Annotated in this window: 27 protein-coding genes; 9 read left to right on the top strand and 18 right to left on the bottom strand. The window is 64.0% G+C overall.

The annotated features are described in order from the left end of the window. Positions 1-23: 23 nt before the first annotated feature. A complete protein-coding gene (locus M52SOB_RS02520) occupies positions 24-620 on the bottom strand; it encodes a PilN domain-containing protein (protein WP_131110432.1) in 597 nt (198 codons plus the stop codon). Beyond that, positions 617-1,696 (bottom strand): pilus assembly protein PilM, encoded by a 1,080-nt coding sequence (locus M52SOB_RS02515; RefSeq protein ID WP_131110431.1) that lies wholly within the window; start codon positions 1,694-1,696, stop codon positions 617-619. Before M52SOB_RS02515 ends, M52SOB_RS02520 begins: the two co-directional genes overlap by 4 nt. On the opposite strand from M52SOB_RS02515, the gene M52SOB_RS13890 reads away from it, so the two are divergent. Beyond that, positions 1,620-1,877 carry a hypothetical protein gene (locus tag M52SOB_RS13890; protein WP_172601697.1) on the top strand — a complete coding sequence of 86 codons (258 nt, stop codon included), beginning with the start codon at positions 1,620-1,622 and terminating at the stop codon, positions 1,875-1,877. The genes M52SOB_RS02515 and M52SOB_RS13890 overlap by 77 nt on opposite strands. A 43-nt stretch (positions 1,878-1,920) precedes the next feature. Then, positions 1,921-4,263 (top strand): penicillin-binding protein 1A, encoded by a 2,343-nt coding sequence (locus tag M52SOB_RS02510; RefSeq protein WP_131110430.1) that lies wholly within the window; start codon positions 1,921-1,923, stop codon positions 4,261-4,263. A 6-nt stretch (positions 4,264-4,269) separates the two neighbouring features. On the opposite strand, the gene cyaY is transcribed toward M52SOB_RS02510, so the two are convergent. Then, the gene (cyaY, locus tag M52SOB_RS02505; protein WP_131110429.1) at positions 4,270-4,611 is read right to left on the bottom strand and encodes an iron donor protein CyaY; all 342 of its coding nucleotides are present in this window, start codon (positions 4,609-4,611) and stop codon (positions 4,270-4,272) included. Between the two features lie 23 nt (positions 4,612-4,634). Here cyaY and lptM point away from each other — a divergent pair, with 23 nt between their 5' ends. Both lptM and lysA read left to right on the top strand, forming a co-directional pair. Then, positions 4,635-4,772, top strand: a complete 138-nt coding sequence (gene lptM, locus M52SOB_RS14095) for an LPS translocon maturation chaperone LptM (protein ID WP_431306330.1) — start codon at positions 4,635-4,637, stop codon at positions 4,770-4,772. Next, positions 4,769-6,016, top strand: coding sequence for a diaminopimelate decarboxylase (lysA, locus tag M52SOB_RS02495; RefSeq protein WP_131110428.1), 1,248 nt, complete (start codon positions 4,769-4,771; stop codon positions 6,014-6,016). The genes lptM and lysA overlap by 4 nt, the downstream gene beginning before the upstream one ends. Here lysA and M52SOB_RS02490 read toward each other — a convergent pair whose 3' ends face one another. From M52SOB_RS02490 to M52SOB_RS02450, 9 genes are all read right to left on the bottom strand, one after another. Beyond that, positions 6,017-8,401 carry a GspE/PulE family protein gene (locus M52SOB_RS02490; protein WP_172601726.1) on the bottom strand — a complete coding sequence of 795 codons (2,385 nt, stop codon included), beginning with the start codon at positions 8,399-8,401 and terminating at the stop codon, positions 6,017-6,019. Between the two features lie 42 nt (positions 8,402-8,443). Then, complete coding sequence (gene hslU, locus M52SOB_RS02485) at positions 8,444-9,772, bottom strand: ATP-dependent protease ATPase subunit HslU (RefSeq protein WP_131110426.1); 1,329 nt, start codon at positions 9,770-9,772, stop codon at positions 8,444-8,446. Continuing rightward, positions 9,769-10,305 (bottom strand): ATP-dependent protease subunit HslV, encoded by a 537-nt coding sequence (gene hslV, locus M52SOB_RS02480; RefSeq protein ID WP_131110425.1) that lies wholly within the window; start codon positions 10,303-10,305, stop codon positions 9,769-9,771. Before hslV ends, hslU begins: the two co-directional genes overlap by 4 nt. 142 nt (positions 10,306-10,447) lie before the next feature. Then, positions 10,448-11,239 carry a metal ABC transporter permease gene (locus M52SOB_RS02475; RefSeq protein ID WP_131110424.1) on the bottom strand — a complete coding sequence of 264 codons (792 nt, stop codon included), beginning with the start codon at positions 11,237-11,239 and terminating at the stop codon, positions 10,448-10,450. Next, positions 11,232-11,795, bottom strand: coding sequence for an ATP-binding cassette domain-containing protein (locus M52SOB_RS02470; protein ID WP_131110423.1), 564 nt, complete (start codon positions 11,793-11,795; stop codon positions 11,232-11,234). Before M52SOB_RS02470 ends, M52SOB_RS02475 begins: the two co-directional genes overlap by 8 nt. Continuing rightward, on the bottom strand, positions 11,795-12,673 hold the full coding sequence (locus M52SOB_RS02465; RefSeq protein ID WP_131110422.1) for a metal ABC transporter substrate-binding protein: 879 nt from the start codon (positions 12,671-12,673) through the stop codon (positions 11,795-11,797). Before M52SOB_RS02465 ends, M52SOB_RS02470 begins: the two co-directional genes overlap by 1 nt. A 10-nt stretch (positions 12,674-12,683) precedes the next feature. Beyond that, on the bottom strand, positions 12,684-14,123 hold the full coding sequence (locus M52SOB_RS02460; RefSeq protein ID WP_131110421.1) for a porin: 1,440 nt from the start codon (positions 14,121-14,123) through the stop codon (positions 12,684-12,686). Between the two features lie 38 nt (positions 14,124-14,161). After that, positions 14,162-14,443: a hypothetical protein gene (locus M52SOB_RS02455; RefSeq protein WP_131110420.1), complete on the bottom strand. Its 282-nt coding sequence runs from the start codon at positions 14,441-14,443 to the stop codon at positions 14,162-14,164. Continuing rightward, positions 14,440-14,868 (bottom strand): Fur family transcriptional regulator, encoded by a 429-nt coding sequence (locus M52SOB_RS02450; RefSeq protein ID WP_131110419.1) that lies wholly within the window; start codon positions 14,866-14,868, stop codon positions 14,440-14,442. Before M52SOB_RS02450 ends, M52SOB_RS02455 begins: the two co-directional genes overlap by 4 nt. Before the next feature lie 77 nt (positions 14,869-14,945). Here M52SOB_RS02450 and M52SOB_RS02445 point away from each other — a divergent pair, with 77 nt between their 5' ends. From M52SOB_RS02445 to M52SOB_RS02425, 5 genes are read left to right on the top strand one after another with little or no spacing between them, the layout of a single operon-like run. Next, positions 14,946-15,734 carry a ZIP family metal transporter gene (locus tag M52SOB_RS02445; RefSeq protein WP_131110418.1) on the top strand — a complete coding sequence of 263 codons (789 nt, stop codon included), beginning with the start codon at positions 14,946-14,948 and terminating at the stop codon, positions 15,732-15,734. 11 nt (positions 15,735-15,745) lie between these two features. Then, positions 15,746-16,237 carry a DUF2796 domain-containing protein gene (locus M52SOB_RS02440; protein WP_131110417.1) on the top strand — a complete coding sequence of 164 codons (492 nt, stop codon included), beginning with the start codon at positions 15,746-15,748 and terminating at the stop codon, positions 16,235-16,237. Positions 16,238-16,248: 11 nt separating this feature from the next. After that, on the top strand, positions 16,249-16,941 hold the full coding sequence (locus M52SOB_RS02435; protein ID WP_131110416.1) for an ABC transporter ATP-binding protein: 693 nt from the start codon (positions 16,249-16,251) through the stop codon (positions 16,939-16,941). After that, complete coding sequence (locus tag M52SOB_RS02430) at positions 16,938-18,197, top strand: ABC transporter permease (RefSeq protein WP_131110415.1); 1,260 nt, start codon at positions 16,938-16,940, stop codon at positions 18,195-18,197. Before M52SOB_RS02435 ends, M52SOB_RS02430 begins: the two co-directional genes overlap by 4 nt. Positions 18,198-18,201: 4 nt before the next feature. Continuing rightward, on the top strand, positions 18,202-18,723 hold the full coding sequence (locus M52SOB_RS02425) for a DUF3299 domain-containing protein (RefSeq protein ID WP_131110414.1): 522 nt from the start codon (positions 18,202-18,204) through the stop codon (positions 18,721-18,723). Between the two features lie 25 nt (positions 18,724-18,748). Here M52SOB_RS02425 and M52SOB_RS02420 read toward each other — a convergent pair whose 3' ends face one another. The 6 genes from M52SOB_RS02420 to M52SOB_RS02395 are packed head-to-tail and all read right to left on the bottom strand — an operon-like array spanning position 18,749 to position 24,043. Then, complete coding sequence (locus M52SOB_RS02420; RefSeq protein WP_131110413.1) at positions 18,749-19,942, bottom strand: class I SAM-dependent rRNA methyltransferase; 1,194 nt, start codon at positions 19,940-19,942, stop codon at positions 18,749-18,751. Beyond that, entirely contained in the window at positions 19,939-20,826 is an 888-nt protein-coding gene (xerC, locus tag M52SOB_RS02415; protein ID WP_131110412.1) for a tyrosine recombinase XerC, read from the bottom strand. The genes M52SOB_RS02420 and xerC overlap by 4 nt, the downstream gene beginning before the upstream one ends. Continuing rightward, entirely contained in the window at positions 20,823-21,482 is a 660-nt protein-coding gene (locus tag M52SOB_RS02410) for a DUF484 family protein (RefSeq protein WP_131110411.1), read from the bottom strand. Before M52SOB_RS02410 ends, xerC begins: the two co-directional genes overlap by 4 nt. Then, entirely contained in the window at positions 21,479-22,324 is an 846-nt protein-coding gene (gene dapF, locus M52SOB_RS02405) for a diaminopimelate epimerase (protein ID WP_131110410.1), read from the bottom strand. The genes M52SOB_RS02410 and dapF overlap by 4 nt, the downstream gene beginning before the upstream one ends. Before the next feature lie 49 nt (positions 22,325-22,373). Continuing rightward, entirely contained in the window at positions 22,374-23,234 is an 861-nt protein-coding gene (locus M52SOB_RS02400) for a lysophospholipid acyltransferase family protein (protein ID WP_131110409.1), read from the bottom strand. Then, positions 23,231-24,043: a lysophospholipid acyltransferase family protein gene (locus M52SOB_RS02395; protein ID WP_131110408.1), complete on the bottom strand. Its 813-nt coding sequence runs from the start codon at positions 24,041-24,043 to the stop codon at positions 23,231-23,233. The genes M52SOB_RS02400 and M52SOB_RS02395 overlap by 4 nt, the downstream gene beginning before the upstream one ends. Between the last annotated feature and the right edge of the window lie 118 nt (positions 24,044-24,161).

Genomic DNA, 24,161 nt, shown 5'->3' with positions numbered 1-24,161 from the left:
ACCGGAAAGCATCGCTGGCTTCTTCATTTTTTGTTCACCCCCGGCTTTTTCGCGCTGCCTGCCGCATCTTGCGCGGTGGACTGACGGGTGAAGAAGATGTTCATCGCAAACTCGCTCAGGCGCCGCTTGCCGACTTGCGCGGCTTTGATCTCGATCAGCACCGGCCGTTCCAGCAGCGGTGACTCGTCGAGGTTGTGCATCAGCGTCGAGACCCGGGCGTTCGATTGCGCATACCCGGTCAGCGTGATCTTCTGCCCTTCCTGCTTGATCGTCTTCAAATAGACCCCGCTGGGCAATTGACGCGCCAACTCATTGAACAAATGCACGGTCTCGGAACGATTCACCTGCAAGGACTCGATCACCTGCTTGCGCTGCAGGAGTGCCTCGGTCTGCTCTTTTAGCTTCTTGATTTCCTCGATCTGCTTGTCGAGCACGGCAATCTCGCTCTTGAGGAAGCGGTTTTTCTCGGCCTGATGCTCGACCATCGCTTCGATGAGGGTGTAACCGAGGAACCAGATGGCTCCGGCAGCCACCATCACCAGTCCAGCGAGCGCATAAAACTGCTGACGCAATGCCTTGCGGCGCGCCTCCCGATGCGGCAGGAGATTGATGCGGATCATGGATCGAACCTCCTGAGCGCCAGGCCACAGGCCACCATCAAGGCCGGCGCATCCTGTACGAGCTGCTTGGGCCGCACCTTTGATGAGAGCGTCATCTCAGCGAAGGGGTTGGCGAGCACGGTATCGATCTGGGTACGCTCGGCCACCACTGGGGCGACGCCGGGCAGCAACGCCCCGCCCCCCATCAGCACGATGTGATGCACTTCGCTGTACTGGGTGGAGGTGAAAAAGAATTGGATGGCACGCGACACTTCAAGGGCCAAGGCATCCAGAAAAGGCTGCAGAATCTCGCTTGCGAAATTTTCCGGCATTGGGCCGGTACGCTTCAGCACTTCAGCCTCATCGAAGCTCATACCGTAGGCCCGCACGATGTCCTGGGTCAACTGATTGCCGCCAAATGCCTGCTCACGGGTATAGACCTGCTGATCACCGCGCATCATGGTGACTTTCATCGCCGAGGCGCCGATATCGACCAGTGCAAACAAAGTCTCAGGTGTGCCACCCGCGAACTGCTCGCGCACCAGTTCGAAGGCGCGCAGCATCGCGTAGGATTCCACATCCATCACCACCGGTTTGAGACCGGCAGCCTCGGCCACGGCAACACGATCCTCGACCCCTTCCTTGCGCGAAGCCGCGATCAGCACCTCGACCTCGTCCGGGTCATTGGCCGTCGGGCCGATGACCTGAAAGTCGAGATTGACCTCGTCCAGCGTAAAGGGGATGTACTGATTCGCTTCCGATTCGACCTGCACCTCCATCGCGGACTCGCGCAGATTCGCCGGCAGGATGATCTTCTTCGTGATCACCGCCGCCGTGGGCAAGGCCATCGCCACATAGCGTGTCGCGGTATCGAGACGCTTCCAGCAACGGGCGATCGCACCGGTCACCGCATCATGATTGGCGATGTTGCCGTCACTCACCGCACCTTCCGGCAGCGGCTCGATGGCATAGCATTCCAATTGATATCCCTCTCCCCTGCCAGCAGAGAGCTCGACCATCTTGACGGCCGCCGAACCGATGTTCAACCCAACCAGAGAGCGCGCCTTGGGATTGAGGATCGAAAAATCAAAGTTCAAGATAATCCTTGATATTCAAAAAGTTGTATCTGAAAACGATACTTCGGATCAAATGCTAGCAGCAACATTATCGGCTGTAAAGATTTTTTTTGAATACTCGCCAGCCATTTTTAATGATTCTGCATTCATGCAACACTTGAACGGGCATGACGAAGGAAGAGGCTCCCCGCAACCTCTATAATGCAACGCCTACCGCCGCGACACAAATCATTTCCACGCTGACCATGCTTCGTTGGATATTACTGCCGGTCGGCGCAATCCTGGGTGCAATGCTCGCTGCGCTTGCCCTCTTGGGTATCGCGCTGATTCTTGCCTGGCCGCGCCTGCCCTCGCTCGATGCGCTGACCGACTATCGTCCCAAAATTCCCTTGCGCGTCTATACCGCCGACGGTCATCTGATCGGCGAGTTCGGCGAGGAGCGGCGCCAGTTCGTGCGCATCCAGGATGTGCCCGAGACGATGAAACAGGCGATCCTCGCCGCCGAGGACGAGCGCTTTTACCAGCATCCCGGCGTCGATGTCATGGGCATCCTGCGCGCCGCGTGGGCCAATCTCGTCAGCGGCGGCAAGCGGCAGGGGGCGTCGACCATCACGATGCAAGTGGCGCGCAATTTTTTCCTCAGCTCGGAAAAGACCCTGACGCGCAAGCTCTATGAAGCTCTATTGGCCTTCAAGATCGAAAACAGTTTGTCGAAAGACGACATCCTGCAGATATATTTCAACCAGATCTATCTCGGCCAGCGCGCCTATGGCTTTGCCGCAGCAGCTCGCATCTATTTCGGCAAGGACATCCATGAGCTGAGCGTCGCCGAGATGGCGATGCTCGCCGGACTGCCAAAAGCGCCCTCGACCTTCAATCCGGTCGCCAATCCCAAACGGGCGAAACTGCGCCAGCAATACGTGTTGCGGCGGATGCGCGAATTGAACTTCATCGATGCGGAACAGTACGAAAAAGCCCTCCATGAGCCACTCCATGTGCGGCGCCAGATCGATAGTTTCGCGCTGAAGGCCAATTACGTAGCGGAAATGGCCCGGCAGATCGCCGTCGAAGCTTTTCCCGACGCTTACACCGCGGGTCTCAAGGTCATCACGACGCTCACCCGCCCTGAGCAGGAAGCCGCCTGGCACAGCCTGCGCCAGGGGGTCATTGACTATGACCGTCGGCATGGCTATCGCGGCGCGGAAGGCTATGTCGACATGAAGGCGATCAGCCGCGATGACGACGAAGCCCTCGAAGATCTGCTCGCGGACGTACCCGATGCGCCGGATCTGCGCCCCGCGCTGGTTCTCGATGCCAGCCAGGAAAAGCTCCGCGCCTATCTGCCTGGTGGCGAGATCGTCACCGTCGAAGGCGCCGGTCTGAAGTTTGCCCAGCCGATGCTCGACAACCGCGCGCCACCCAACAAGCGCCTACGCCGGGGGGCGATCATTCGCCTGAGTCAGGACGGCAAAGGTCACTGGCAGATCGCCCAATGGCCGGAAGTCGAAGCCGCCTTCGTCGCCGCCGATCCGCGCGATGGGGCAGTGCGCGCTTTGGTCGGCGGGTTCGATTTCGCCGCCAACAAGTTCAACCACGTCACCCAAGCCTGGCGCCAACCCGGTTCGAGCATGAAGCCCTTCGTCTATTCGGCAGCGCTGGAAAAGGGCTATACGCCGCTGTCGGTCTTCCCGGACGAGCCTCTGTCGATTTCCGCCGAAGAGACCGGCAGCCAGGCGTGGGCGCCGAAAAACTACGATGGCAAATACGAAGGTCCGATGACGCTGCGCACGGCGCTGACCAAATCCAAGAACATGGTTTCGATCCGGCTGATCCGCGCCATCGACCCGCACTATGCACAGGATTACATCACCCGTTTCGGCTTCGATGCCGACAAGAACCCGCCCTATCTGACGCTGGCGCTCGGCGCCGGCAGTGTCACCCCCTGGCAGCATCTCACGGCCTATGCCGTGTTCGCCAACGGTGGCTACCGGATCACGCCTTACATCGTCAAGCAGATCCTCGATGCCGATGGCAAGGTGCTGGCCGAAACGCCGCACGGCCAGGCCAGTGATGAACCCCTGCGCGTGATCGATGCACGCAATGCCTGGATCATGAACAGCATGCTGCAAGACGTCGTGCGTCGCGGCACCGCAGCACGGGCCGGCCAGGTGCTCAAGCGCAGCGATCTCGCAGGCAAGACCGGCACCACCAACGATTATGTCGATGCCTGGTTCTGCGGCTATCACCCGACGCTGGTCGGCATCGCCTGGATGGGCTTCGACCAGCCGCGGCGGCTCGGCAATGGCGAAACCGGTGGACGCGCCGCCCTGCCGATCTGGATCGATTTCATGCAGGCCGCCCTTAAGGGGGTGCCCGAAATGCAGCCTGAAATGCCCGATGGCATCGTGCGGGTGACGGGCCAGGATCCGGCCACCGGCGCATCGATCAGCGATTACGTTTATCGGGAAGCGATTCCCGAGCCCCCCGCCGAAGACGAGTCCTTCCTGTCGGGCGTGCTGCGTTTCTTTGGTGGCAAGGGCACGGCCGCTCCAGTGGCGGAGGGACAAAGAAGGCCCGTCACTCCCTGATGCCGGCTACCAGGCGAGTTGCGTCGCCCTGCCCGATTGTGCGCCAATGCAACGCGACAACAGGGCTGGCAGGCTCTCGCCGGTCTTCGTATCGGTCCAGTGGCCGTCGGGCCCGACTGGCGGCTTGAAATGGAAGCCGCCGGACTTCGCGGCCACCCAGATCTCCTGCGCCGCAGCATGGCGGTTGACGATGATCTTGCTGCCATCGGCGAAATCCAGTTCGATGATGCCGCCGGGCTTGATCTCATAGTCCCAGTCGGTGTCTTCGCTTTCCTGCAGCGACTCCAGCGCGGCTTCGATACGTGCCAGCTCGGCATCCGCCAAGACAAGGAACTCTCGTTCTTCCAATTCGACCTCCGTGTTAACATTCAATGATGAATCTCCGTTTTCTGCTCCCGATCCTCGCGGCCGCCGCCTTGCTTCTTTCCTCCTGCGGCAACAAGGGCGCGCTCGTGCTGCCGCCGAAAAACACCACACCCGCCGATACAGCGCAAGTTAAGTCCTCATGATCGAAATTGCAAACGGTGTCGCGCACGTCGAAGCTGTGCCGATAGCCGAAATCGCCGCCCGTTTCGGCACGCCCTGCTATGTCTATTCCCGCGCAGCGCTGGAGAATGCTTTCAGTGCCTACCGCGAGGCCCTTGCGGGCCGACCGGCGCGCATCTGCTATGCCGTCAAGGCCAACTCGAATTTGTCGATCCTGAAGCTGTTCGCCGGGTTGGGCGCCGGCTTCGACATCGTCTCCGGCGGCGAACTCGCCCGCGTCATCGCGGCTGGGGGCGATCCGGGCAAGGTGGTTTTTTCCGGTGTCGGCAAGACACGTGCGGAGATGCAGGAGGCCCTGGCCGCCGGCATTTTCTGCTTCAACGTCGAATCGGCCAGCGAGCTGGAACATCTGAACGCCGTGGCAGGCGCGGCAGGCAAGCGTGCCCCGATCGCGCTGCGCGTCAATCCTGACGTCGATCCGAAGACTCACCCCTACATTTCGACGGGGCTCAGGAGCGCGAAATTCGGCGTGCCCTTCGACAGCGCGATCGAATTGTACCGACGCGCAAAGGCCCTGCCGCATTTGGAGATCCGCGGCATCGCCTGTCATATCGGCTCGCAGCTGATCGACCCGCTGCCGGCTGCCGATGCCGCCAGCAAGGTTCTGGAGCTCGTCGATTTGCTCACTGCGGAAGGTATCACCTTTAGCCACATCGACTTGGGCGGTGGCATGGGCATTCGTTACCGTGACGAGCTCGTACTGCCGGTGGCCGACTATCTCGCGCCGATGCTCAGTCGGCTAGCTGGCCGCCAGGAGCTCTTGCTGCTCGAACCCGGCCGTTCGCTGGTCGGCAATGCGGGATTGTTGCTCACCCGCGTCGAAATCCTCAAGCATAGCGCGGAAAAGAACTTCGCCGTGGTCGATGCCGCGATGAACGATCTGGCGCGTCCCGCGCTTTACGATGCGTATCACGAGATCGTCAAAGTCGGCACTGGCGGGACGGCACCCGCAGCGGCAAGGCGCTACGAAATCGTCGGCCCGGTCTGCGAATCCGGTGATTTCCTCGGCCACGACCGCGAGCTGGCGCTTGCCGAAGGCGACCTGTTGGCGATCCTCTCGGCCGGCGCCTACGGCATGGCGATGAGCTCGAACTACAACAGCCGGCCCCGCGCCGCCGAGATCATGGTCGATGGCAAAGAGGCACGCCTGATCCGCAAACGTGAAACGATCGCCGAACTGATGGCGAACGAACTGCCCTATCTGTAATCAGTTGCAGGCGCCACGCACCTCGGCCATGTCGGTCAGGCCGCGCAAGGCCTTCTCGATACCATCCTGCTTCAGCGTGCGCATGCCCTGGGCCACGGCGATGCGTTGATATTCGGCCGCCGGCGCGCGGTGCACCACCAGTTCGCGGATCTCCGGCGTGCCTTCGAGCAACTCGAACAGCGCCATACGGCCCTGATAGCCCGTCATCCCGCACTGTTCGCAGCCCTTCGCTTTCCACAAGGCCAGCTCGGCGCCATGTGTCAGCTGTTTCTTCCAGCCATGGACGATCAGCTCGCGTTCCGCCAGCGAAGGCATGCGCTTGTGCGCCGAGTAGTAATACTCACTCGCCAGATCATCGATCTCGGCCTGGCCGAGCAACACTTTTTCGGCACAGTGGGTGCAAAGCCGCCGGGTGAGGCGCTGGGCAAGGATCATGATCAGCGCATCGCCGAGATTGAACGGATCGACTTCGAGGTCGATCAGACGTGCCGCCGTCTCGGAAGCCGAGTTGGTGTGCAGCGTCGATAGCACCAGGTGACCGGTCATCGAAGCTTCCAGTGCGATCTTGGCTGTCTCCTGATCACGCATCTCGCCGATCATGATGATGTCGGGATCGGCGCGCAGGAACGAACGCAATGCGGCGGCGAAGGTCCAGCCGATCTTCGGATTGACCTGCACCTGACAGATTTTTTTCTGCACGATCTCGATCGGATCCTCCGCCGTCCAGATCTTCTTGTCGGGCGTATTGAGCTCGCGCAGTGCGGAATGCAGCGTCGTCGTCTTGCCGCTGCCAGTCGGTCCGCACACCAGGATCAGGCCATAGGGACGATGGATCAGTCGCCGGAACAGGGTGAGGTCGCGTTCGGACATCTTCAGCGCTTCCATCGGATACGGATCGCCCGCATGCAGCAGACGGATGGAGACGTTCTCGATGCCGCGGGTGGTCGGAATGGTGGCCACGCGCAGGTCCATGCGTTCACGGCCGGGACGCAGGAAGGAGATCTTGCCGTCCTGGGCGATGCGCCGCTCGGAGATGTCGAGATTCGACATGATCTTGATGCGCGATACCACCGCCCGATGGTAGCTCGCCGGGTATTGCGAATACTCTTCCAGCCGACCATCGCGCCGGAAACGAATGTAGGCCAGCGCATCGCCGTGGAAGCTCTCGATATGGATGTCGGAGGCATTCACTTCGGCGGCATCGGAAATGATCTTGTTCACCAGCCCGACGATCGAGGCATCGTCCTGCGACAACGTGCTGTCGGTATCGCTATCGGCTTCGGCATTGGCGAATTCGATATCTGAGGTGCCGAGGGCTTTTTGGGCGAGGGTGCGAAACTCCTCCTTCCCCTGCTGAACAGAACGCACCTGGCCATAATCGAGCAGCTTCTGGTCGATCTGTGCGCTGCTCGCCATCACCAGCTCGACCTTGCGTTTGGTGAGGAAGACGAAATATTCGCGCTGTTCGAAACTGAAGGGATTTTCGACGGCAAGAAACAGCGTACCGTCGAGCACTGCGATGGGAATGGCGCGCAAGCTCTTGGCCACCTCGGGAGAGATCGTGCGCATGGTCTCCGCATCATTGTGAAAACGTTGCAGATTGACCATGATCACGCCATATTGCAGACAGAGCGCACGGATCACCGCTTCTTCGTCGACCATGCCCAATTTCAGCAACACCTTGCCGATCGGCTCGCGTTTCTTGCCGCTGCAACCATCGTTTTGCACCTGGATCGCCTTGGCCAGATCGGCGTCGGTGATGTCGGCGTACTGTTTGAGGATTTCGACGATCCTGCGCCGATCGCGCGCTGGCAGACGCTCACCAGCGGCGCGCCGTTTCTGCAACTCACGCAGCTCGTCGAGACTGGCGATTTCCGGCCAGCTGCCGATCGGTCGGATCTTCCCTGCAGGCTGGCTTGCCGGTGCCGCTGCCGGGGTCTGGACCGAGCGGTCTTCCGTCTGGGGCGACGGGCCGGTTGCTGAAGAGGGTGCAACAGCGGCGGGAGCGACAGGCGCCCTGGCCGGGGCTGGGGTTGTTTTCTCGATGCGAGCGCCACCGTGTTTAAGAAACAGTTCATCAGCCTCGTCCGTCTTGACGGCCGCGAACGGATCGAACTGATTGGCGACGAATTGCGGATACAAACGGTCGTGATGGCTCTTCAGCGCAAAGAGCTCCATCATCACTTCGCTGGTGAAGCCATGTCGGTCGGGACGGTCGGAGAAGACCAGATCTTCGAGCAGCCTGACACAGTCGGCCGTACCCCACGCGGCATCCAGCTCGCGAAGCAGATGCTCGTGCTGCTCGAGCAGATGGACCGGAAACCCTTGCTCGGCCTTGGCGAAAACGCTGCCGATTTTCGGGTACTTCTGGATCAGATCACCCATTTGGACCATTTCCGCTCCCATGGCACGCGATCAATGAAGAACTCAAAGCACGTAACGCGACAAATCCTCGCGGCGGGCAAGCTCGGCAAGGCGTTGTTCGACATAGCCGCCATCGATGGTCACCGTGCCGGCCGTGGCGGCAAATGAGACTTCTTCGAGCAGTTTTTCCATCACCGTGTAAAGCCGGCGCGCACCGATGTTCTCGGTGCGTTCATTGACTTCGAAGGCGATTTCGGCAAGGCGCCGGATACCCTCCGGGGTGAATTCGAGCGTCACACCTTCGGTGGCCAAAAGCGCCTCGTACTGGCGCGTCAGGCACGCATCGGTCTGGGTGAGAATCCGTTCGAAATCCTCGACGGAGAGCGAATCGAGCTCGACACGGATCGGAAAGCGACCCTGCAATTCCGGAATCAGATCGGAAGGCTTCGCAAAATGGAAAGCGCCGCTGGCGATGAACAGGATGTGATCGGTCTTGATCATGCCGTATTTGGTCGATACCGTCGTGCCCTCGACCAGCGGCAGCAGATCCCGCTGCACGCCCTGGCGTGAGACATCGGCGCCGTGGGTTTCACTGCGCGAGGCGATCTTGTCCATTTCGTCGAGAAAAACGATGCCGTTCTGTTCGACGTTGCGGATCGCCCGCGCCTTCACCTCCTCGTCGTTGATGAGCCGCGCCGCCTCCTCGTCGGCCAGCGCTTTCATCGCATCCTTGATCTTCATCCTGCGTGTGCGTTTCTTGCCGCCGCCCAGACTCTGGAACATGCCCTGCAACTGCTGGGTGAGATCCTCCATGCCCGGCGGGGCGAGGATCTCCATGCTGGCGATCGGGGCAGCCAACTCGATCTCGATCTCCTTGTCGTCGAGCTCGCCCTCGCGCAGCTTCTTCCTGAATTTCTGCCGCGTCGAGGTTTCTTCGCTGGGTGCCGTCTCACCAAAGCCGAGATTCGTACTGCGCGCCGGCGGCAGCAACACGTCGAGGATGCGATCCTCGGCGGCGTCGAGCGCGCGATCACGCACCGCCTTCATCGCCCGCTCGCGCTCGTCCTTCACCGCCGTTTCGGCGAGATCGCGGATGATGGTATCCACATCGCGGCCGACATAACCGACTTCGGTGAACTTGGTCGCCTCGACCTTGATGAACGGCGCATTGGCCAGCCGCGCCAACCGCCGCGCGATCTCGGTCTTACCCACCCCGGTCGGGCCGATCATCAGGATGTTCTTCGGCGTGATCTCGGAGCGCAAGGGCTCAGCCACCTGCGCGCGCCGCCAGCGGTTTCTCAGTGCAATCGCCACCGCGCGCTTGGCGCGGGCTTGGCCGACGATGTGCTTGTCGAGCTCCGAGACGATCTCGGCCGGGGTCATCTGCGTCATGCCAACACCTCGATCGTGTGGTTCTGGTTGGTGTAGATGCACAGATCGGCGGCGATCGTCAGCGCCTTCTTGACGATGTCGACCGGCGCCAGGTCGGTGTTCTCGAGCAGCGCCCGCGCGGCGGCCTGCGCATAGGCGCCGCCGCTGCCGATCGCGACGATGCCGAGCTCCGGCTCCAGCACATCGCCGTTGCCAGTGATGATCAGAGAATTTTCGCGGTCGGCCACCGCGAGCATCGCCTCCAGCCGTCTCAGGATGCGGTCGGTGCGCCAGTCCTTGGCGAGCTCGACGGCCGAGCGCAACAGATTGCCCTGATGCTTTTCGAGCTTGGCTTCGAAACGCTCGAACAGCGTGAAGGCGTCCGCCGTGCCGCCGGCGAAGCCGGCGAGAATGCGCTCGTTGTAAAGCCGGCGCACTTTCTTGGCGCTGCTCTTTACGACGATGTTGCCGAGGGTCACCTGGCCATCGCCGCCCAAGGCGACGACGGACCCGCGCCGCACCGACAGAATGGTGGTGCCGTGATACTGCTCCATGATCTGCTTCCGGGAAGGTAGTGGGCCAATTCTACCTTCATGGCCAAGGACCGCTGGCGGAATCAGGGGCGCCGCGCCAGGAGCCGGCTCACTGCAAAGAGTCGGCGCTGGCGGAATCGATGTCGTCCCGCCGGGCGCCGACTCACCTCGAAAAGTCGGCGCTGGCGGGACGGCACACAATACCGGATGCCGCGAGTATGAGCAGCGACACGGCGGCCTCGAGCGGCCCGAAAGGCTGATCGAGCGCCAGCGCCAGTCCAAAGGCTGCCCCATAGACGATCAGCCCGATGCCGGCGGCAATCCAGGCGGCGCGCCGCCAGTCGGGCGCGAGTCGAAAGGCGATCCAGGGCGGGACAAAGATCAAGGCGAAACTGGCCAGCAGGCCGCAAACCGTCAGGCTCGCGGCGATGGAGACGCTGGTGAGGAGATCGAAACCGAGATGCCAGCGCCAGGCGGGCAGACGATTGGCGCGCTCGTATTCGGGCAGCAGCCGTGCGGCGATGAGCCTAGGCGCAAGCCTGGCCAAGACGAAAAGCGCGATGAGGGTGACGGTCCAGGCAAGGATGAGCTCCTGCCGGCCGGCAAAATAGAGCTGGCCATCGATGAGCGCATGCGCCAGCGCTTCGCCCAGGGCGGTGTTGGCCGCGACGAGGAGGCTTGCCGACCAGCCGGCGAGGATCATCAGCCCCCAGGCGGAATTGCCCTGCTTGCCCGCGAGCTGCTTTGCGCCGCTGCCCAGACCCGCTCCCAGCAACGCACCGACGATGTTGGGTAGCTTGAGCGCCATGCCGGCGAGCACGCCGCTCGCCGCCAGATGCGCAAGCCCCAATGTTGCCAGCCATTCGTCGCGCAGGCGCAGATAAAGCCCGATGAGCGGCAAGAGCACCGCAAGCGGGAGACCGGCGAAGAAGGGCAGCACGAGCAGGCTATCCATGCGCCGCTGCCAAATCGACGATACGCGAGCACACCGCGGCGAGGAAGGCGCGCTCGTGGCTCACCACCAGCGTCGCTCGCTCCTCACGTCCCTGCACGATTTCCTCCCCGGCGGTCATGATGTGGCCGGGATCGAGATGGTTGGTCGGTTCATCGAGCAGGATCAGCTCGGCATTGCCCGCCAGCGTCGCCCACAGCATCAGCAGCTGATGTTCGCCGCCGGAGAGCCGATCGATGCGCCGCTCGAGCAATTCGGCAAGCCGCCGGGGTGGCTCACACTGCGAGGCATCGAGCGCGGCAAGGAGTTCTCGGCCCGAGAGCGGAACTTCCGGCAAGCGCACCGGCTGTTGCGGCAGATAGCCGATACGCACACCCGGCGGCTTTTCGATGCGGCCGGAAAAGAGACGCGCCCTGCCGATCACCGCCTTGAGCAGCGTCGACTTGCCGATGCCGTTGGGGCCGGCGATTCCCACCACCTCGCCGCGGGCGACAGAGAACGTCCCCGGCGGCGACACCGGCTGCCCGTAACCCGCCACCGCGGCAATGAACTCAAGCATCACTTCGCCGCCGCCAGCGCCTCGACCCAGCGGTCGATCAAGGCGAAATAGTCGGCTGCGTCGCTGCCCGACGGCGGATCGATCGGCAGGACGGCCATCTTGAGGCCGGTCAGACGCGCCAGCGTCTCGGCGCCGGCTGGCGGCTGGTAGGGCGTGTGCGCGATCAGCGCCTTGGCGCCCTTGAGCTTGGCCGCGAGGTTTTCCAGATGCGCGGCGGTCGGCGCCACACCCGGCACCGGCTCGATCGTGCCGAGAAAGGGCAGGCCGAGAAAGTGGGTGAGATAGATCGCATCCTTGTGAAAACTCACCAGCCCGCCACTGCCGGCGACTTTCGCCCGCCAGGCCGGGGTTTTTTCCGCCACCGCCTGGGCAAAGGCTTGCGCCCGCTGCCGGTAGTGCTCGGCATGCGCGGCATCGAGCTGCCCCATGCGCGCGGCCAAGGCTTGCGCGATCATCGCCATGCGCGCCGGATCGAGATTGACATGCGGATTGCCGGCCGGATGCACGTCGCCCTGCGCGCGATCGGCCGCCTGCCCTACATCGAGCAAGGCGACCTGGGCGGCGGCCTCGAAGTAACCCGGCCGCCCGGGCAGGACGTTCGGATTGGCCGCCCCCTTCAAGGCCGCCGGCAGCCACCCCACTTCGAGCTCGGCCCCCACGGCGACGAGGAGATCGGCATCGCGCAGCGCCCGCATCATCGAAGGTTTCGCCTGCAACATGTGCGCATCGCGATCGGGCGGCGCAAGCTCCGTGACCTTGACCTCAGGGCCGCCGACGCTGCGTGCGAGCATCCCCATGCTCGAAGTCGTCGCCACGACCTCGAGCGCCCAGGCCGGCAAGGCCCAGAACAGAACCAAGAACAGCGCAAATCGTTTCATGTTTCTCTCCTCAGAAACTGTGCGCGCCATGCGCACCCAGACTCATCTGATATTGCAGATAGAGTTGGTTCGCCTTCTCCTCCACGCCCTCGTTCCACAGCCTGGCGCGGCCAAACTGCAGACGGAACAGCGAGAAGTGGTCGATCTGTTTTGTGAGCGCCAGCGTCCAGCGGTCGGATTTGTTCCATTCGGCGAGTTTGCCATTCGGGCCACGGACTTCGTTCTTGGTCAGCCCTGTGGCGTCATAACGCAGTCCAGCCTGCCAGTGGGGCAAGAAGCCATAGACACCCTGCAGCACCAAGCCGTCCTGCACGAAGTCACGCTTTTCACCCACCTGAGTGCCGCCCTCATCGAAAGCGATCTTCAAGTTCTTGTGAAGCCGCAGATATTCGCCGACCAGCTTGAAATCGCCCTGGCCGCCGTAGCCGCCGGCAGCGTATTTCCACACCGCATCGAGGCCCCAGGCGCGGCCCTTGCCTTCGAGGGCTTGAACGGGGCTTGCCGGATCTTCGAGCGTGTGGTCATGCACTTCCTGATGCTGGCGCGCATGCGCAAGCCAGCCGCCGAATTGCAGCGCGTGATTCGCACCGAGATCGGGCCCGAGCTTGGCATAGAGCGTCGTCAAACGCGGCCCGGCTTTTTGCGCCGCAAGCGCGCCGGCGCTCGTTGCCGCCAGTGGCGCACCATCCTCACGACTCGTCGGCGTGGCCAACCCGCTCGTCGCGAAGGTCTGCTCCTTGCCCTGCAGAAGTTCCAGGCCCAGCTGCGTATACCAGCTGCCGGTCTTCGGCAGCCAGGAGAGGCGCAAGCCCGTATCGCTCAGACCATGTTCGCCGAGCAGCGTGCGATAAGCGAGGTTCTGGTCGACGAAGTCCCATTGATGCGGATGCTGGGCATTGAGATAGCCAATGCCGGAGAGGAACTTGCCGGCGCGCACTGTCAGGCCAGAGGGCAGGCTGCGGGTATCGAAGTAGGCTTCTTCGAGCGCGACATCACCTTGGTCGCTGACCGTCATCATCGCCCAGGCATCGAAATGCGGGCTGACCGTCGCCGAGAAGGCGAGCTCGGTTTCGCGCAGATTGAAGCCGCGTTCGAGCTGGCCATGAGCATGCCCCTGATGACCGTGGCTGTGATTGATGCCGTCGATCATGTCGAACATCTCAACGCTGGCGCCTTTTTTGTTGTCGCGGAAATAGACGCCGTCGAGGATCAGCGAGAGCTGCGGATTGAAGGCGTTCTTCGAAGTCACCGGACTGCTGGATTGGATAGCCGGCGCGGGTGGGCTTTCCACCTGTTTCAGTTTCGCTTCCAACGCGGCGATGCGCGCCTCATAGGTTTTTTTCAGCTGCGCGATCTCCTCGCGCAGCGCCTGCAGATCGTCCGCGGCGGGTGCGGTCAAGGGTATCAGGGCGCAGGCCGAAGCCAGCGCCCGCAAGGTGTTGCGGTCCATCGTCAATCTCCTAAAAGCGTTTGAAGCGGAAAGAAACTTCAGCGGCTGAGGAGATCAGGGGGTGCGCGCGAACGAAAAGGCAGCGGGGAAGCGAAACTCGGCGCTGGCAGGACGGCACCCGTTTGCGCCGCGCACTGGGCAGCCGCCGCCGGCAAGACCACCGGCGCGGCCGGCAGCGCGGCGAAACCCGGCAGCGCCAGGCATTCGATGCAGGTCTCGTCATGCCCCTCCAGCGCATGCGCGATGCCATGCTCGGCGAGCGCGAATTGCGCCCAGAGCAAGGCGGCGACCAGCAGCAACAGGCGCAGCAAGCGGCTCATCGAGCCCCTTTCGCGCAAGCGGCGCAGGTGCCGCGCAGATCGAATTCCGCTTCGTCGAGTTTGAAGCCCGGCGGCAGCTTCGGCGCCGGCGGGCGCGGCGCCTCGAGGCAGAACACTCCCCCACAGGCCTGGCAGCGGAAATGCACGTGATCGTCATGCCGCCGCGGAGCGTCGGTGGCGGCGAAACGGAACACGCCGCGCGCATCGGCGGCCTTGCTCGCCAGACCATGCTGGGCAAAGGCATCGAGGATGCGGTAGAGCGTGACGCGGTCAATCTCGCCCAATAGCGCCTCGAGCTCGGCATGGCTCATCGGCCGGGCGGCCGCGCGCAAGGCATCGAGCACCGCAAGCCGCGGCTGGGTCACCTTGATGCCCACGGCGCGCAACAGCGCTGCAGAAGTCGGGGGAAGCGTTCTTGCACCCATGCGCGCATCAAACCACAAGCCGCCCACAAATGCAACAGTGTTGCATTTGGCGCAGGATCATGCTTCAATTCGCTGCCATGACACTTCCCCTCCTCACCCAGATCGTCGCCGGCTGCCTCCTCGGCGGCCTGCTCTCGGTATTCGCCGCCGCCCTGGTGATGTTCGGGCTGCCACGGCGCTGGCTCGGCTACACCGTGAGCTTCTCGACCGGCATCCTGCTCGCCACGGCGACGCTGCACCTGATGCCCGAAGTGCTCGAAGCGGGGCTCACGCCGCACGAGGCATTCCCGTTGCTTCTGGCCGGCATCCTCGGTTTCTTCGCGCTGGAAAAGTTTGCCCTCTGGCGCCACGCGCATGGCAACGATGCCCATCCCGACGCCAGTCACTGCGAAGACCACACGCACAGCCATCATCACATGCGCCTCGACGACGGCACGCTCTCGATCCTCGTCGGCGATGGCTTCCACAACTTCACCGATGGCCTGTTGATCGCCGCCGCCTTCCTTGCCGACCCGAAGCTCGGCTGGGCGACGACGCTCGCCATCATCGCCCACGAAGTGCCGCAGGAAGCCGGCGACTTCGCGATCCTGCTCGCCGCCGGCTGGCAGCGCGCGCGGGCGCTGTTCTGGAATGGCGTCTCGAGTCTCGCCTCGCTGTTCGGCGGAGTCATCGGCTATTGGGCGCTGGAGCGGGCGCTCGAATGGGTGCCGCACATCCTGACGCTCGCCGCGGCGAGCTTCCTCTACATCGCCGTCGCCGACCTGATGCCGCGCCTGAAACGCGAGCAGCAGGGCCTCGGCTGGCATGGCCTGCTGCTCGCCGCCGGTATCGCGATCGTCGTCTTTTCCAGTACGCATTCACACTGAAGGAGCTTCTGATGCCCAAAGTTCTTCCCGTACTTGCTGCATTGACTTTCGCCCTACCCGCCTTTGCCCAGCACAAGCATGTGCATGGCGAAGGGCGCCTCGATGCCGTGCTCGACAAGGACAGCGTGACCCTCGAACTCGAACTGCCGCTCGACGCCGCCGTCGGCTTCGAGCGCGCGCCGAGGAACGAAAAGGAAAAAGCCGCGTTGGCCAACGCCGAGAAAACGCTTAAAGACACCGCAACGCTGTGGCACTTTCCTGCCGCCGCGGGCTGCGTCGTCCAGGAAGTCGCGGTCGAGATGCCGAAGTTCGACGGCGGTGAGCATGCCGACATCGAGGCGCGCTATCGGTTCCGCTGCAGCAACCCCACCGCCCTCAAAGAGATCGAAACGACGCTGTTCAAGGCAATGCCGCGCCTTTACCGACTCGAAGCGCAGCGCGTCGGACCGGCCGGCCAAGGCGCGCAGCGGCTGACACCGAAGGCTCCCGTGCTGGCCTGGTAAGCTAAGAAGGCGTGAACGCCCTTTCGATCACCGATCTCGTTTTTGGCTGGCCCAAGCAGCCCATCGCTTGTCTCGACATCGCCGCTTTCAGCATCCAAGCCGGCGAGCGGGTGTTCCTGCACGGGCCCTCGGGCTCCGGCAAGAGCACGCTGCTCAACCTGATCGGCGGCGTGGTGCTGCCCAAGCAGGGCCGCATCGAGCTTTTGGGCCAGGACATCTGCCAGCTTTCCAGCCGCCGGCGCGATGCTTTCCGCGCCGAACACATCGGCTTCGTCTTCCAGCAGTTCAACCTGCTGCCGTGGCTCTCAGCCCTCGACAACGTGCTCCTCCCCTGCACCTTTTCCGCAGGCCGGCGCGCGCGGGCTTTCGACCCGCGCGCCACCGCGAAAAGGCTGCTCACCGAGCTCGATCTCGCGCCGGCGCTGTGGGAGAAACCCGCTGCGGAACTCTCGGTCGGCCAGCAGCAGCGGGTGGCTGCGGCGCGCGCGCTGATCGGCCGACCTGAGATCGTCATTTGTGACGAGCCGACCTCGGCGCTCGACGCGGCGCGCCAACAAGCCTTCATCGATTTGCTGCTTGCCGAAGTCGCGCATGCCGCAGCCACGCTCGTCTTCGTCAGCCACGATGTGCGGCTCGCCGCGCATTTCGACCGCATCGTCGCCCTCGCCGACATCAACCGCGCAGCCCAGGAGGTGGCGGCATGAAGGCCATCGTGCGGCTCGCCTTGCAAAGCGCCTGGGCGCGCAAGCTGACGCTTGCCATTGCACTGTTTGCCATCGCGCTTTCCTCGGCGGTGCTGCTCGCCGTCGAACGCGTGCGGCTCGATGCGCGTGCGAGCTTCGCGCAATCGATCTCTGGCGTCGACCTCGTCGTCGGCGCACGCACCGGCGCGGTGCAGCTGATGCTCTATGCGGTGTTCCATTCGGGCGCGGCGACCCACAACATCCGCTGGGACAGCTTCGCGGCGATCGCCTCGCACCCCGCGGTGGACTGGGCCGTGCCGATCTCGCTCGGCGACGGTCACCGCGGCTTTCCGGTCGTCGGCACGACGGCCGGGTATTTCGAGCATTTCCGCTACGCCGACGGCCGCGCGCTCGCCTTTGCCGCCGGCAGGCCGTTTGCCAAAGTGTTCGAGGCCGTGCTCGGCAGCGAAGTCGCGCGTTCGCTTGGCTACCGGCTCGATGATCGCATCACGCTCACGCATGGCATGGCCGAACTCGGGCCCGAGCATGCCGACAAGCCTTTCAGAGTCGTCGGCATCCTCGCGCCGACCGGCACGCCGGTCGATCGCAGCATCCATGTCAGTCTCGAAGCGATCAGCGCGATCCATCTCGACTGGGCGGGCGGCGCCCCCTTGCCGGGAGTATCGATCCCCGCCGAATACGTGAAGAAGTTCGATCTCAAACCTAAGGAGATCACCGCGGCGCTGATCGGTCTCAAAAGCCGCGCGGAGGTCTTCCGCATGCAGCGCTTCATCAACAATTATCGTGGCGAGCCGCTCCTGGCCGTGATGCCCGGCGTGGCGCTCGACGAGCTGTGGCAAACGCTCGGCATCGTCGAACAAAGCCTCTTCGCCGTCTCGGCACTGGTCGTGCTGGTGGGGCTCGCCGGCCTTGCCGCCACGCTGCTGGCGGGACTCAACGAGCGCCGGCGCGAGCTGGCGATCCTGCGCAGCCTCGGCGCCGGCGCCGGCGACGTCTTCCTGATGCTCCTCGTCGAGGGGCTGGCCGTGACCCTGCTCGGCGCGCTCATCGGCTGCGCACTGCTCGCCGCCGGCATCGCTCTCTTCGCGCCGCTCATGCAGACGCATTTCGGCATCACGCTCAGTTTGCGTCCGCCGGCAGCCAGCGAATGGGGGCTGTTTGCCGCGATCCTTGCCACCGGCCTCATCGCCAGCCTCGCGCCCGGCTTGCGCGCCTGGCGCATGTCGCTTGCCGATGGACTCACACCAAGAAACTGAAGCGATGCGCAAAGCATTTTTTCTCGCCTGCCTCTTGGCCGCCGCCGCACTCCAGGCCGCCGAGCCTTGGCCGGAGATCAAATGGGAAGCGCTGGTGCCCAAAGGCTGGGACCCGGCTGCAAAATTCAAGGGGATCGACTTCTCGAAATTGCAGGATTCCGACCCGCGCGCGATGGAAGCGCTGGAAGCGCTCAAGCGCGAATGGGACGATGCGCCGGCCGAACCGTCGCTCGATGGCAGGAAGGGGCGCATCGCCGGCTTTGCGCTGCCCCTGGAACGGGTCGGCGACAAGGTCAGCGAATTCCTGCTCGTGCCCTATTTCGGCGCCTGCATCCATTCACCGCCGCCGCCAGCCAACCAGATCATCCACGCCAGGTCGGCCAAGCCCCTTGCGGGCGTGAAGATGATGGCGCCGCTGTGGGTGTCTGGCACGTTCAAGGTGCAACGCAATGAAACCCCCTGGGGGGTGGCCGGCTACCGGCTCGAGGTCGACAAGGTCGCGCCGTATGTGGAACCGAAGAAGTAAAAGTCGGCGCTGGCGGAACGGCACCTCAATCAATCTGTAGCAACAGCCCCTTGAGGTATTCCCCTTCGGGGAAGGCAAGGTCGATGGGATGATCGGCCGCGCCTTGCAGTCGTTTGACGATGCGCGCCGTGCGGCCGGCGTCCAAGGCCGCAGCAGCGACGATCTTCTGGAAGAGCTCCACCCCGATGCCGCCGGAGCACGAGTAGGTCATCAAAAGGCCCCCTGGTGCGAGCAGCTTGCAGCCGAGCAGATTGATGTCCTTGTAGGCGCGCGCCGCCCGTTCGGCATGCGCCGCCGAGGGCGCAAACTTGGGCGGATCGAGCACGATGAGGTCGAAAGTCTCGCCCGCGCTTTTGAGCTTTCTCAGCTCGTCGAAGACGTTGGCGCAATGCCATTGTGCGCGCGCGGCCTCGAGGCCAGGGTTCAAAGCGAGATTCGCTGCCGCGCGCTCGAGTGCGGGCTGTGAGCTGTCGATCGACAAGACCTGCGTTGCGCCGCCGGCGAGCGCCTGCAACGAAAACCCGCCGGTGTAGCAAAAGCAGTTGAGGACCCGCTTGCCGTGCGAGAGTTCGGCCAACAGCCGCCGGTTCTCGCGCTGGTCGAGATAGAAACCGGTCTTGTGGCCGGCAATGATGTCGACGGCCATCCTGACGCCATGTTCCTCGATGACGATCTCGCCGGCCGGTGCTTCGCCGAACCGCCAGCCGGTCGCCGGCTCTAATCCTTCGAGTCCTCGCACCTCGGAATCCGAACGCTCGTAGAGGCGCGCGCAGCCGGTGGCCTGGACGAGGCCGGCAATGATCGCATCGCGCCACTTCTCGGCCCCGGCGCTGGTGAGCTGCAGCACCACCGTGTCGCCATAGCGATCGGCCATGACGCCCGGCAGACCGTCGGATTCGGCATGAATGAGTCGCAGCCCCTGCTGGCCGGCGAGCTCGGGCAGCGCGGCGCGGCGAAGAACGGCTTGGGCGATGCGCCGCTTGAAAAAAGCATGATCGATCGGCGCATCCGGATCGAAGCTCCAGACCCGCGCGCGGATTTTCGATTGCGGGCTGAAGGCCGCCTTCGCCAGCGGCTTGCCGTGGGAATCGGCGACGATGACGGTATCGCCCGGCCGCGCCTGGCCCGCAAGCCGCGCCACCGAGGTGTCGAAAATCCACGGGTGACGCTTGAGAAGCGAACGTTCCTTGCCAGGGTGGAGGATCAGTGTAGCCGTCATTTCTTGTGGGCGCGCGGATGCGCCGCATCGTAAATTTTCGCCAGATGCTGGAAATCCAGATGCGTGTAGATCTGCGTCGTGGCGATGCTCGCGTGGCCGAGCATCTCCTGCACCGCGCGTAAGTCACCCGAGGATTGCAGCACGTGGCTGGCGAACGAGTGGCGCAGCATGTGGGGATGGACGTGTTGCCCAAGCCCGCTTCGCCGCGCCCATTGCGCGAGGCGCAGCTCGACGGCGCGAGGGGTGAGCCGTCGGCCGCGCCGGCTGACGAACAGCGCCGGTTCATCGCTGGCCGCGACTTGCGAGCGTCGATCGAGCCAGTCCTTGAGCGCTGCGATGGCTTGGCTGCCGACCGGCACGGTGCGTGTCTTGCCGCGCTTGCCGGTCACCGTCACCTCGCCCGCCGTCAGATCGAGACTGGCGGAGACATCGAGCGAGACGAGTTCGGCGAGCCGCAGCCCCGAGGAGTAGAACAATTCGAACATCGCCCGATCACGGCAGCTGAGCACATCGTCATCGGCCACGTGATCGAGCAACGCGTCCGTCTGTTCCGGGCGCAAGGCTTTCGGCAAGGCTCGCGGGCGTTTCGGCGCTTTGAGACCTGCGCAGGGATCTGCCGCGATCGCACCTCGCCGTGCCAGCCAGCGGTAGAACGCACGCCAGGCCGACAGCGTGCGCGCCACGGAGCGCGGCGACAAGCCCCGGCCATGCAGGCGCATCGCCTGGCGTTTGAGATCGTGGGCCTGCAGGGTTTCGAGGGCCGCCCCCTCGCTGCCCGCGGCGAGCATGGCGAGATCGCGCCGGTAAGCGGCCAGCGTGTGGGGACTCAGGCCGCGCTGGTGGGCAAGCTCGGCGAGGAAGCGTTCGACTGCCGTCTGGCTCATCCCGCCAGCGTGCGCATCAGCGCAGCGGAAGCCAGCTCGCCGATGCGTTCGAGATAGAGCGTGCCCATCTCTGGATAGAAACGCTCGAGCTCTTCGCTGCCGAGCGCCAACAGACCAAAGGTGTTCTCCTCGTCGCGCAAGGGGACGATGGCGAGCGAGCGCACCTCTTGGCCATCCTCACCGAACCAGTCTTCGACGTCCGCGCCGCTGCCGGCGCCGCAGTAGGGGCGCTTGAGCCCCTTCACATACGCTTTTGCCTCGGCGCTGACCGGCAGGAACTCCAGCGCTTCCGGATCGCCCGGCATGTCCCACAGGCGCACCGCGACATGGGGAATCGCAAAACTGCCGCCCAGGTGGGCATACAGCACCAGAAACACGCTCGCGCTGTCGCCGGAACGCGCCAGCGCGACCGCCAGCCGGTGCGTCTTCGTCGACAGCACGTCGTTCTCCTCGCCGAAACGCAGCAGTTCGGCGAGCTTGCCCTCGAGCCGCCGGACCTGGTCGCGCAAGGCGCCGATCTGCCGTTCGGTGATCGACACCGCACGCCCGCCGTGCGGATCGGGAATGCTGATCTGCGCGAGCAGCTCCGCATACTGGTTGAAGAAGTCCGGATGGTCCTTCAGGTACTGGGCGACATCCTTGGCAGCGAAGTTCATGCAAGCTCCTTGGGCAATTCGAGTTCGCCGGTGAACACGGTGACGGCGGGTCCGGTCATGCGTACTGGTTGGCCCATGCCGTCCCAGGCAACGGTCAGCTCGCCGCCACGCGTGACCACGCACACCGGCGAATCGAGGAGATTGCGCCGGATGCCCACCACTACCGCAGCACAGGCCCCGGTGCCGCAAGCGAGCGTCTCGCCGGCGCCCCGTTCATAGACGCGCAGACGAATGTGGTGGCGGTCGACGACTTCCATGAAGCCGGCATTGACGCGCTTGGGGAAGCGCGGATGCGCCTCGATCAGCGGGCCATCGCGCGCCACCGGCGCGGAAGCGACGTTGTCGACGACCTGCACGGCATGCGGATTACCCATCGAGACGGCGGTGATCGCCGCAGAGCGGCCGGCGAATTCGAGGGTCTGCACCAGCGCGTCGCTATCGGTGAGAAAAGGAATCTCGGCCGGCTGGAAGTTCGGCACGCCCATCTCCACCGTGACTTCGCCGTCGTCTTCGAGTCGCGGCACGATGATGCCCGCCTGGGTCTCGACGCGGATCTCCCGCTTGTCGGTCAGCCCCTGCTCATGGACGAAGCGCACGAAGCAGCGCGCGCCGTTGCCACATTGCTCGACCTCGCTGCCGTCGGCATTGAAGATGCGGTAACGGAAGTCGGCATCCTCACGCGTCGGCCGCTCGACGACGAGGATCTGGTCACAGCCGACGCCGAAATGCCGGTCGGCGAGCCACCTCGCCTGCGCAGGCGTCGGCACGAAGTTCTGGCGCACGGCATCGAGCACGACGAAGTCGTTGCCCAGCCCCTGCATTTTGGTGAAGCGGATCTTCATCGGGCAAGCATACGCCATCACGTCGCCTCGGGCTTTTGGCAATAGCGGTTCAATACGGCCGTTTTTCCCCGGGCGGGCGGGTCTTGAAGCGCTTGTGCAGCCAGTAATACTGCTCCGGCATCGTCATGACCTCGGCTTCGATGAAGGCGTTCATGCGCCGCGTATCGCTCTCGATGCTCTCGCCGGGGAAATCCCGCCACGGCGCGCCGATGCTGACCCGGTAGCCCTCATCGGTCATGCGCGCGATCACCGGCAGCACCGTCGCGCCGGTCAGCCGCGCCAGTCGCGACAGGCCGGTGATGGTCGCCGCCGGCACGCCGAAAAACGGCACGAAGATCGCATCGCGGGGCCCATAGTCGAGATCCGGCAGGTAGAAGAACGGATAGCCGGACTGGATCGCCTTGATGCCGCGGCGCGTGCCATCCTGTCGCGAGAGCATCAGCGGCTTGCCGAAACGCGCGCGTCCCTCGTAGAGCAGGGCGTTGAAGACCGGATTCTTCTGCTTGGCGTAGATGCCGGACATGTCGTATTCCATCGACAGCCGCGTCCAGGCGGCATCCAAGCCGAGGAAATGCGGCACCAGCAGGATCACCGGCCGGCCCTTCAGCGCATCGAGATGCTCCCGCCCTTCGAGTTTCACCCGCCGGCGGATGCGCTCGGCCGAGGACCACCACAGCATGCCGCGTTCGAGGAAACTGCGGCCGAACAAGGCAAAGTGACGTCTCGCCAGCGCCGACTTTTCCGCCTCGGTGAGCTGCGGGAAACACAGGCCGAGATTGATCAGCGTCACCCGTCGCCGCTCGCGTCCGAAAAGATAGAGCAGGCGGCCCAGGCCGCGGCCGCAGGCCGCCAGCAAAGGAAACGGCAGCCAGGTGAGGAGCCGCATCAAGAGCGCAAGCAGTCGGATCATGGCGCCGGCACTCCGCGCGGCACCTTGTAACGGTTGTAGCCCCACAGATACTGGCCGGGGCAGAGCCGCACGAGGCGCTCGATCTCGCGATTGACATCCGCCGGCGTGGTGACGTCGGTCGCAGGCTTCGACAGATGCAGGTGATAGCCGGCACCATGGGGCAGGCGCTCGGCCCAGGCGAGGATCACCGTCGCGCCACTGCGGGCAAGCCGTGGCGCCAGCGTCATCGTCCAGGCCGGACGACCGAAGAACGGCGCCCATTCGCCCTCGCCCACACCTGGCGCCTGGTCGGGCAGCATGCCGACTGCCTCCCCGGCTTTGAGCGCCTTGATGAGCTTGCGCACCCCGCTCACGTCGGCTGGCGCGAGCTTGAGGCTCGCGCCGCGCCCTTGCTCGATCAAAGGAGCCAGCCAAGGCTGCTTGGGTGGGCGGTAGAGCACGGTGATCGGCGCAAAGCGCGCGTAATACTGCGCGGTGATCTCGAAGCAGCCCAGATGCGGCGTCAAGAACAAGATGCCGCGGCCCGCGCGCCATGCCTGCTCGACCAGTTCCCAGCCGCTCACCCGGATGACGCGGGCGATGACCTCGGCTTGTGGCCGCAGCCAGAGTTTGGGCAGTTCCAGCACGGTCTTGCCTGCCTCGGCCACCGCCGTGCCGAGTGCGTCACTGCAGCCGGCCAGGGTGATGTTCTCACGCAGATGACGCCGATAAGTCGGCGACAGGCCATAGACCAGCCAGCCCAGCAGGGTGCCGAGCAGGTGCAGCAGCGACAGCGGCAGGCGGGAAAGCAGACGGAACAGGAAAGCCACGGGGGAAATGCGGTTTGACGCCGCGCAAAAAAACGCTATTATCCGCGACCTCCGCCGAGTTAAGGCGTCACATCCTGTGACCGGGACAACTTGCAGGGCGGCCTACAAATACTGCTAA

Source organism: Sulfuricystis thermophila (assembly GCF_004323595.1).
GTDB classification, from domain to species: domain Bacteria; phylum Pseudomonadota; class Gammaproteobacteria; order Burkholderiales; family Rhodocyclaceae; genus Sulfuricystis; species Sulfuricystis thermophila.
This window is presented reverse-complemented; position numbering and strand designations above follow the sequence as displayed.

Excerpts from the sequence above, each read along its gene's own strand:
- M52SOB_RS02520 (WP_131110432.1), bottom strand. The coding sequence starts at position 620 with ATGATCCGCATCAATCTCCTGCCGCATCGGGAGGCGCGCCGCAAGGCA.
- M52SOB_RS02510 (WP_131110430.1), top strand. The coding sequence starts at position 1,921 with ATGCTTCGTTGGATATTACTGCCGGTCGGCGCAATCCTGGGTGCAATG.
- lptM (WP_431306330.1), top strand. The coding sequence starts at position 4,635 with ATGATGAATCTCCGTTTTCTGCTCCCGATCCTCGCGGCCGCCGCCTTG.
- lysA (WP_131110428.1), top strand. The coding sequence starts at position 4,769 with ATGATCGAAATTGCAAACGGTGTCGCGCACGTCGAAGCTGTGCCGATA.
- M52SOB_RS02490 (WP_172601726.1), bottom strand. The coding sequence starts at position 8,401 with ATGGGTGATCTGATCCAGAAGTACCCGAAAATCGGCAGCGTTTTCGCC.
- hslU (WP_131110426.1), bottom strand. The coding sequence starts at position 9,772 with ATGACGCAGATGACCCCGGCCGAGATCGTCTCGGAGCTCGACAAGCAC.
- hslV (WP_131110425.1), bottom strand. The coding sequence starts at position 10,305 with ATGGAGCAGTATCACGGCACCACCATTCTGTCGGTGCGGCGCGGGTCC.
- M52SOB_RS02475 (WP_131110424.1), bottom strand. The coding sequence starts at position 11,239 with ATGGATAGCCTGCTCGTGCTGCCCTTCTTCGCCGGTCTCCCGCTTGCG.
- M52SOB_RS02470 (WP_131110423.1), bottom strand. The coding sequence starts at position 11,795 with ATGCTTGAGTTCATTGCCGCGGTGGCGGGTTACGGGCAGCCGGTGTCG.
- M52SOB_RS02465 (WP_131110422.1), bottom strand. The coding sequence starts at position 12,673 with ATGAAACGATTTGCGCTGTTCTTGGTTCTGTTCTGGGCCTTGCCGGCC.
- M52SOB_RS02460 (WP_131110421.1), bottom strand. The coding sequence starts at position 14,123 with ATGGACCGCAACACCTTGCGGGCGCTGGCTTCGGCCTGCGCCCTGATA.
- M52SOB_RS02455 (WP_131110420.1), bottom strand. The coding sequence starts at position 14,443 with ATGAGCCGCTTGCTGCGCCTGTTGCTGCTGGTCGCCGCCTTGCTCTGG.
- M52SOB_RS02450 (WP_131110419.1), bottom strand. The coding sequence starts at position 14,868 with ATGGGTGCAAGAACGCTTCCCCCGACTTCTGCAGCGCTGTTGCGCGCC.
- M52SOB_RS02445 (WP_131110418.1), top strand. The coding sequence starts at position 14,946 with ATGACACTTCCCCTCCTCACCCAGATCGTCGCCGGCTGCCTCCTCGGC.
- M52SOB_RS02440 (WP_131110417.1), top strand. The coding sequence starts at position 15,746 with ATGCCCAAAGTTCTTCCCGTACTTGCTGCATTGACTTTCGCCCTACCC.
- M52SOB_RS02430 (WP_131110415.1), top strand. The coding sequence starts at position 16,938 with ATGAAGGCCATCGTGCGGCTCGCCTTGCAAAGCGCCTGGGCGCGCAAG.
- M52SOB_RS02425 (WP_131110414.1), top strand. The coding sequence starts at position 18,202 with ATGCGCAAAGCATTTTTTCTCGCCTGCCTCTTGGCCGCCGCCGCACTC.
- M52SOB_RS02420 (WP_131110413.1), bottom strand. The coding sequence starts at position 19,942 with ATGACGGCTACACTGATCCTCCACCCTGGCAAGGAACGTTCGCTTCTC.
- xerC (WP_131110412.1), bottom strand. The coding sequence starts at position 20,826 with ATGAGCCAGACGGCAGTCGAACGCTTCCTCGCCGAGCTTGCCCACCAG.
- M52SOB_RS02410 (WP_131110411.1), bottom strand. The coding sequence starts at position 21,482 with ATGAACTTCGCTGCCAAGGATGTCGCCCAGTACCTGAAGGACCATCCG.
- dapF (WP_131110410.1), bottom strand. The coding sequence starts at position 22,324 with ATGAAGATCCGCTTCACCAAAATGCAGGGGCTGGGCAACGACTTCGTC.
- M52SOB_RS02400 (WP_131110409.1), bottom strand. The coding sequence starts at position 23,234 with ATGATCCGACTGCTTGCGCTCTTGATGCGGCTCCTCACCTGGCTGCCG.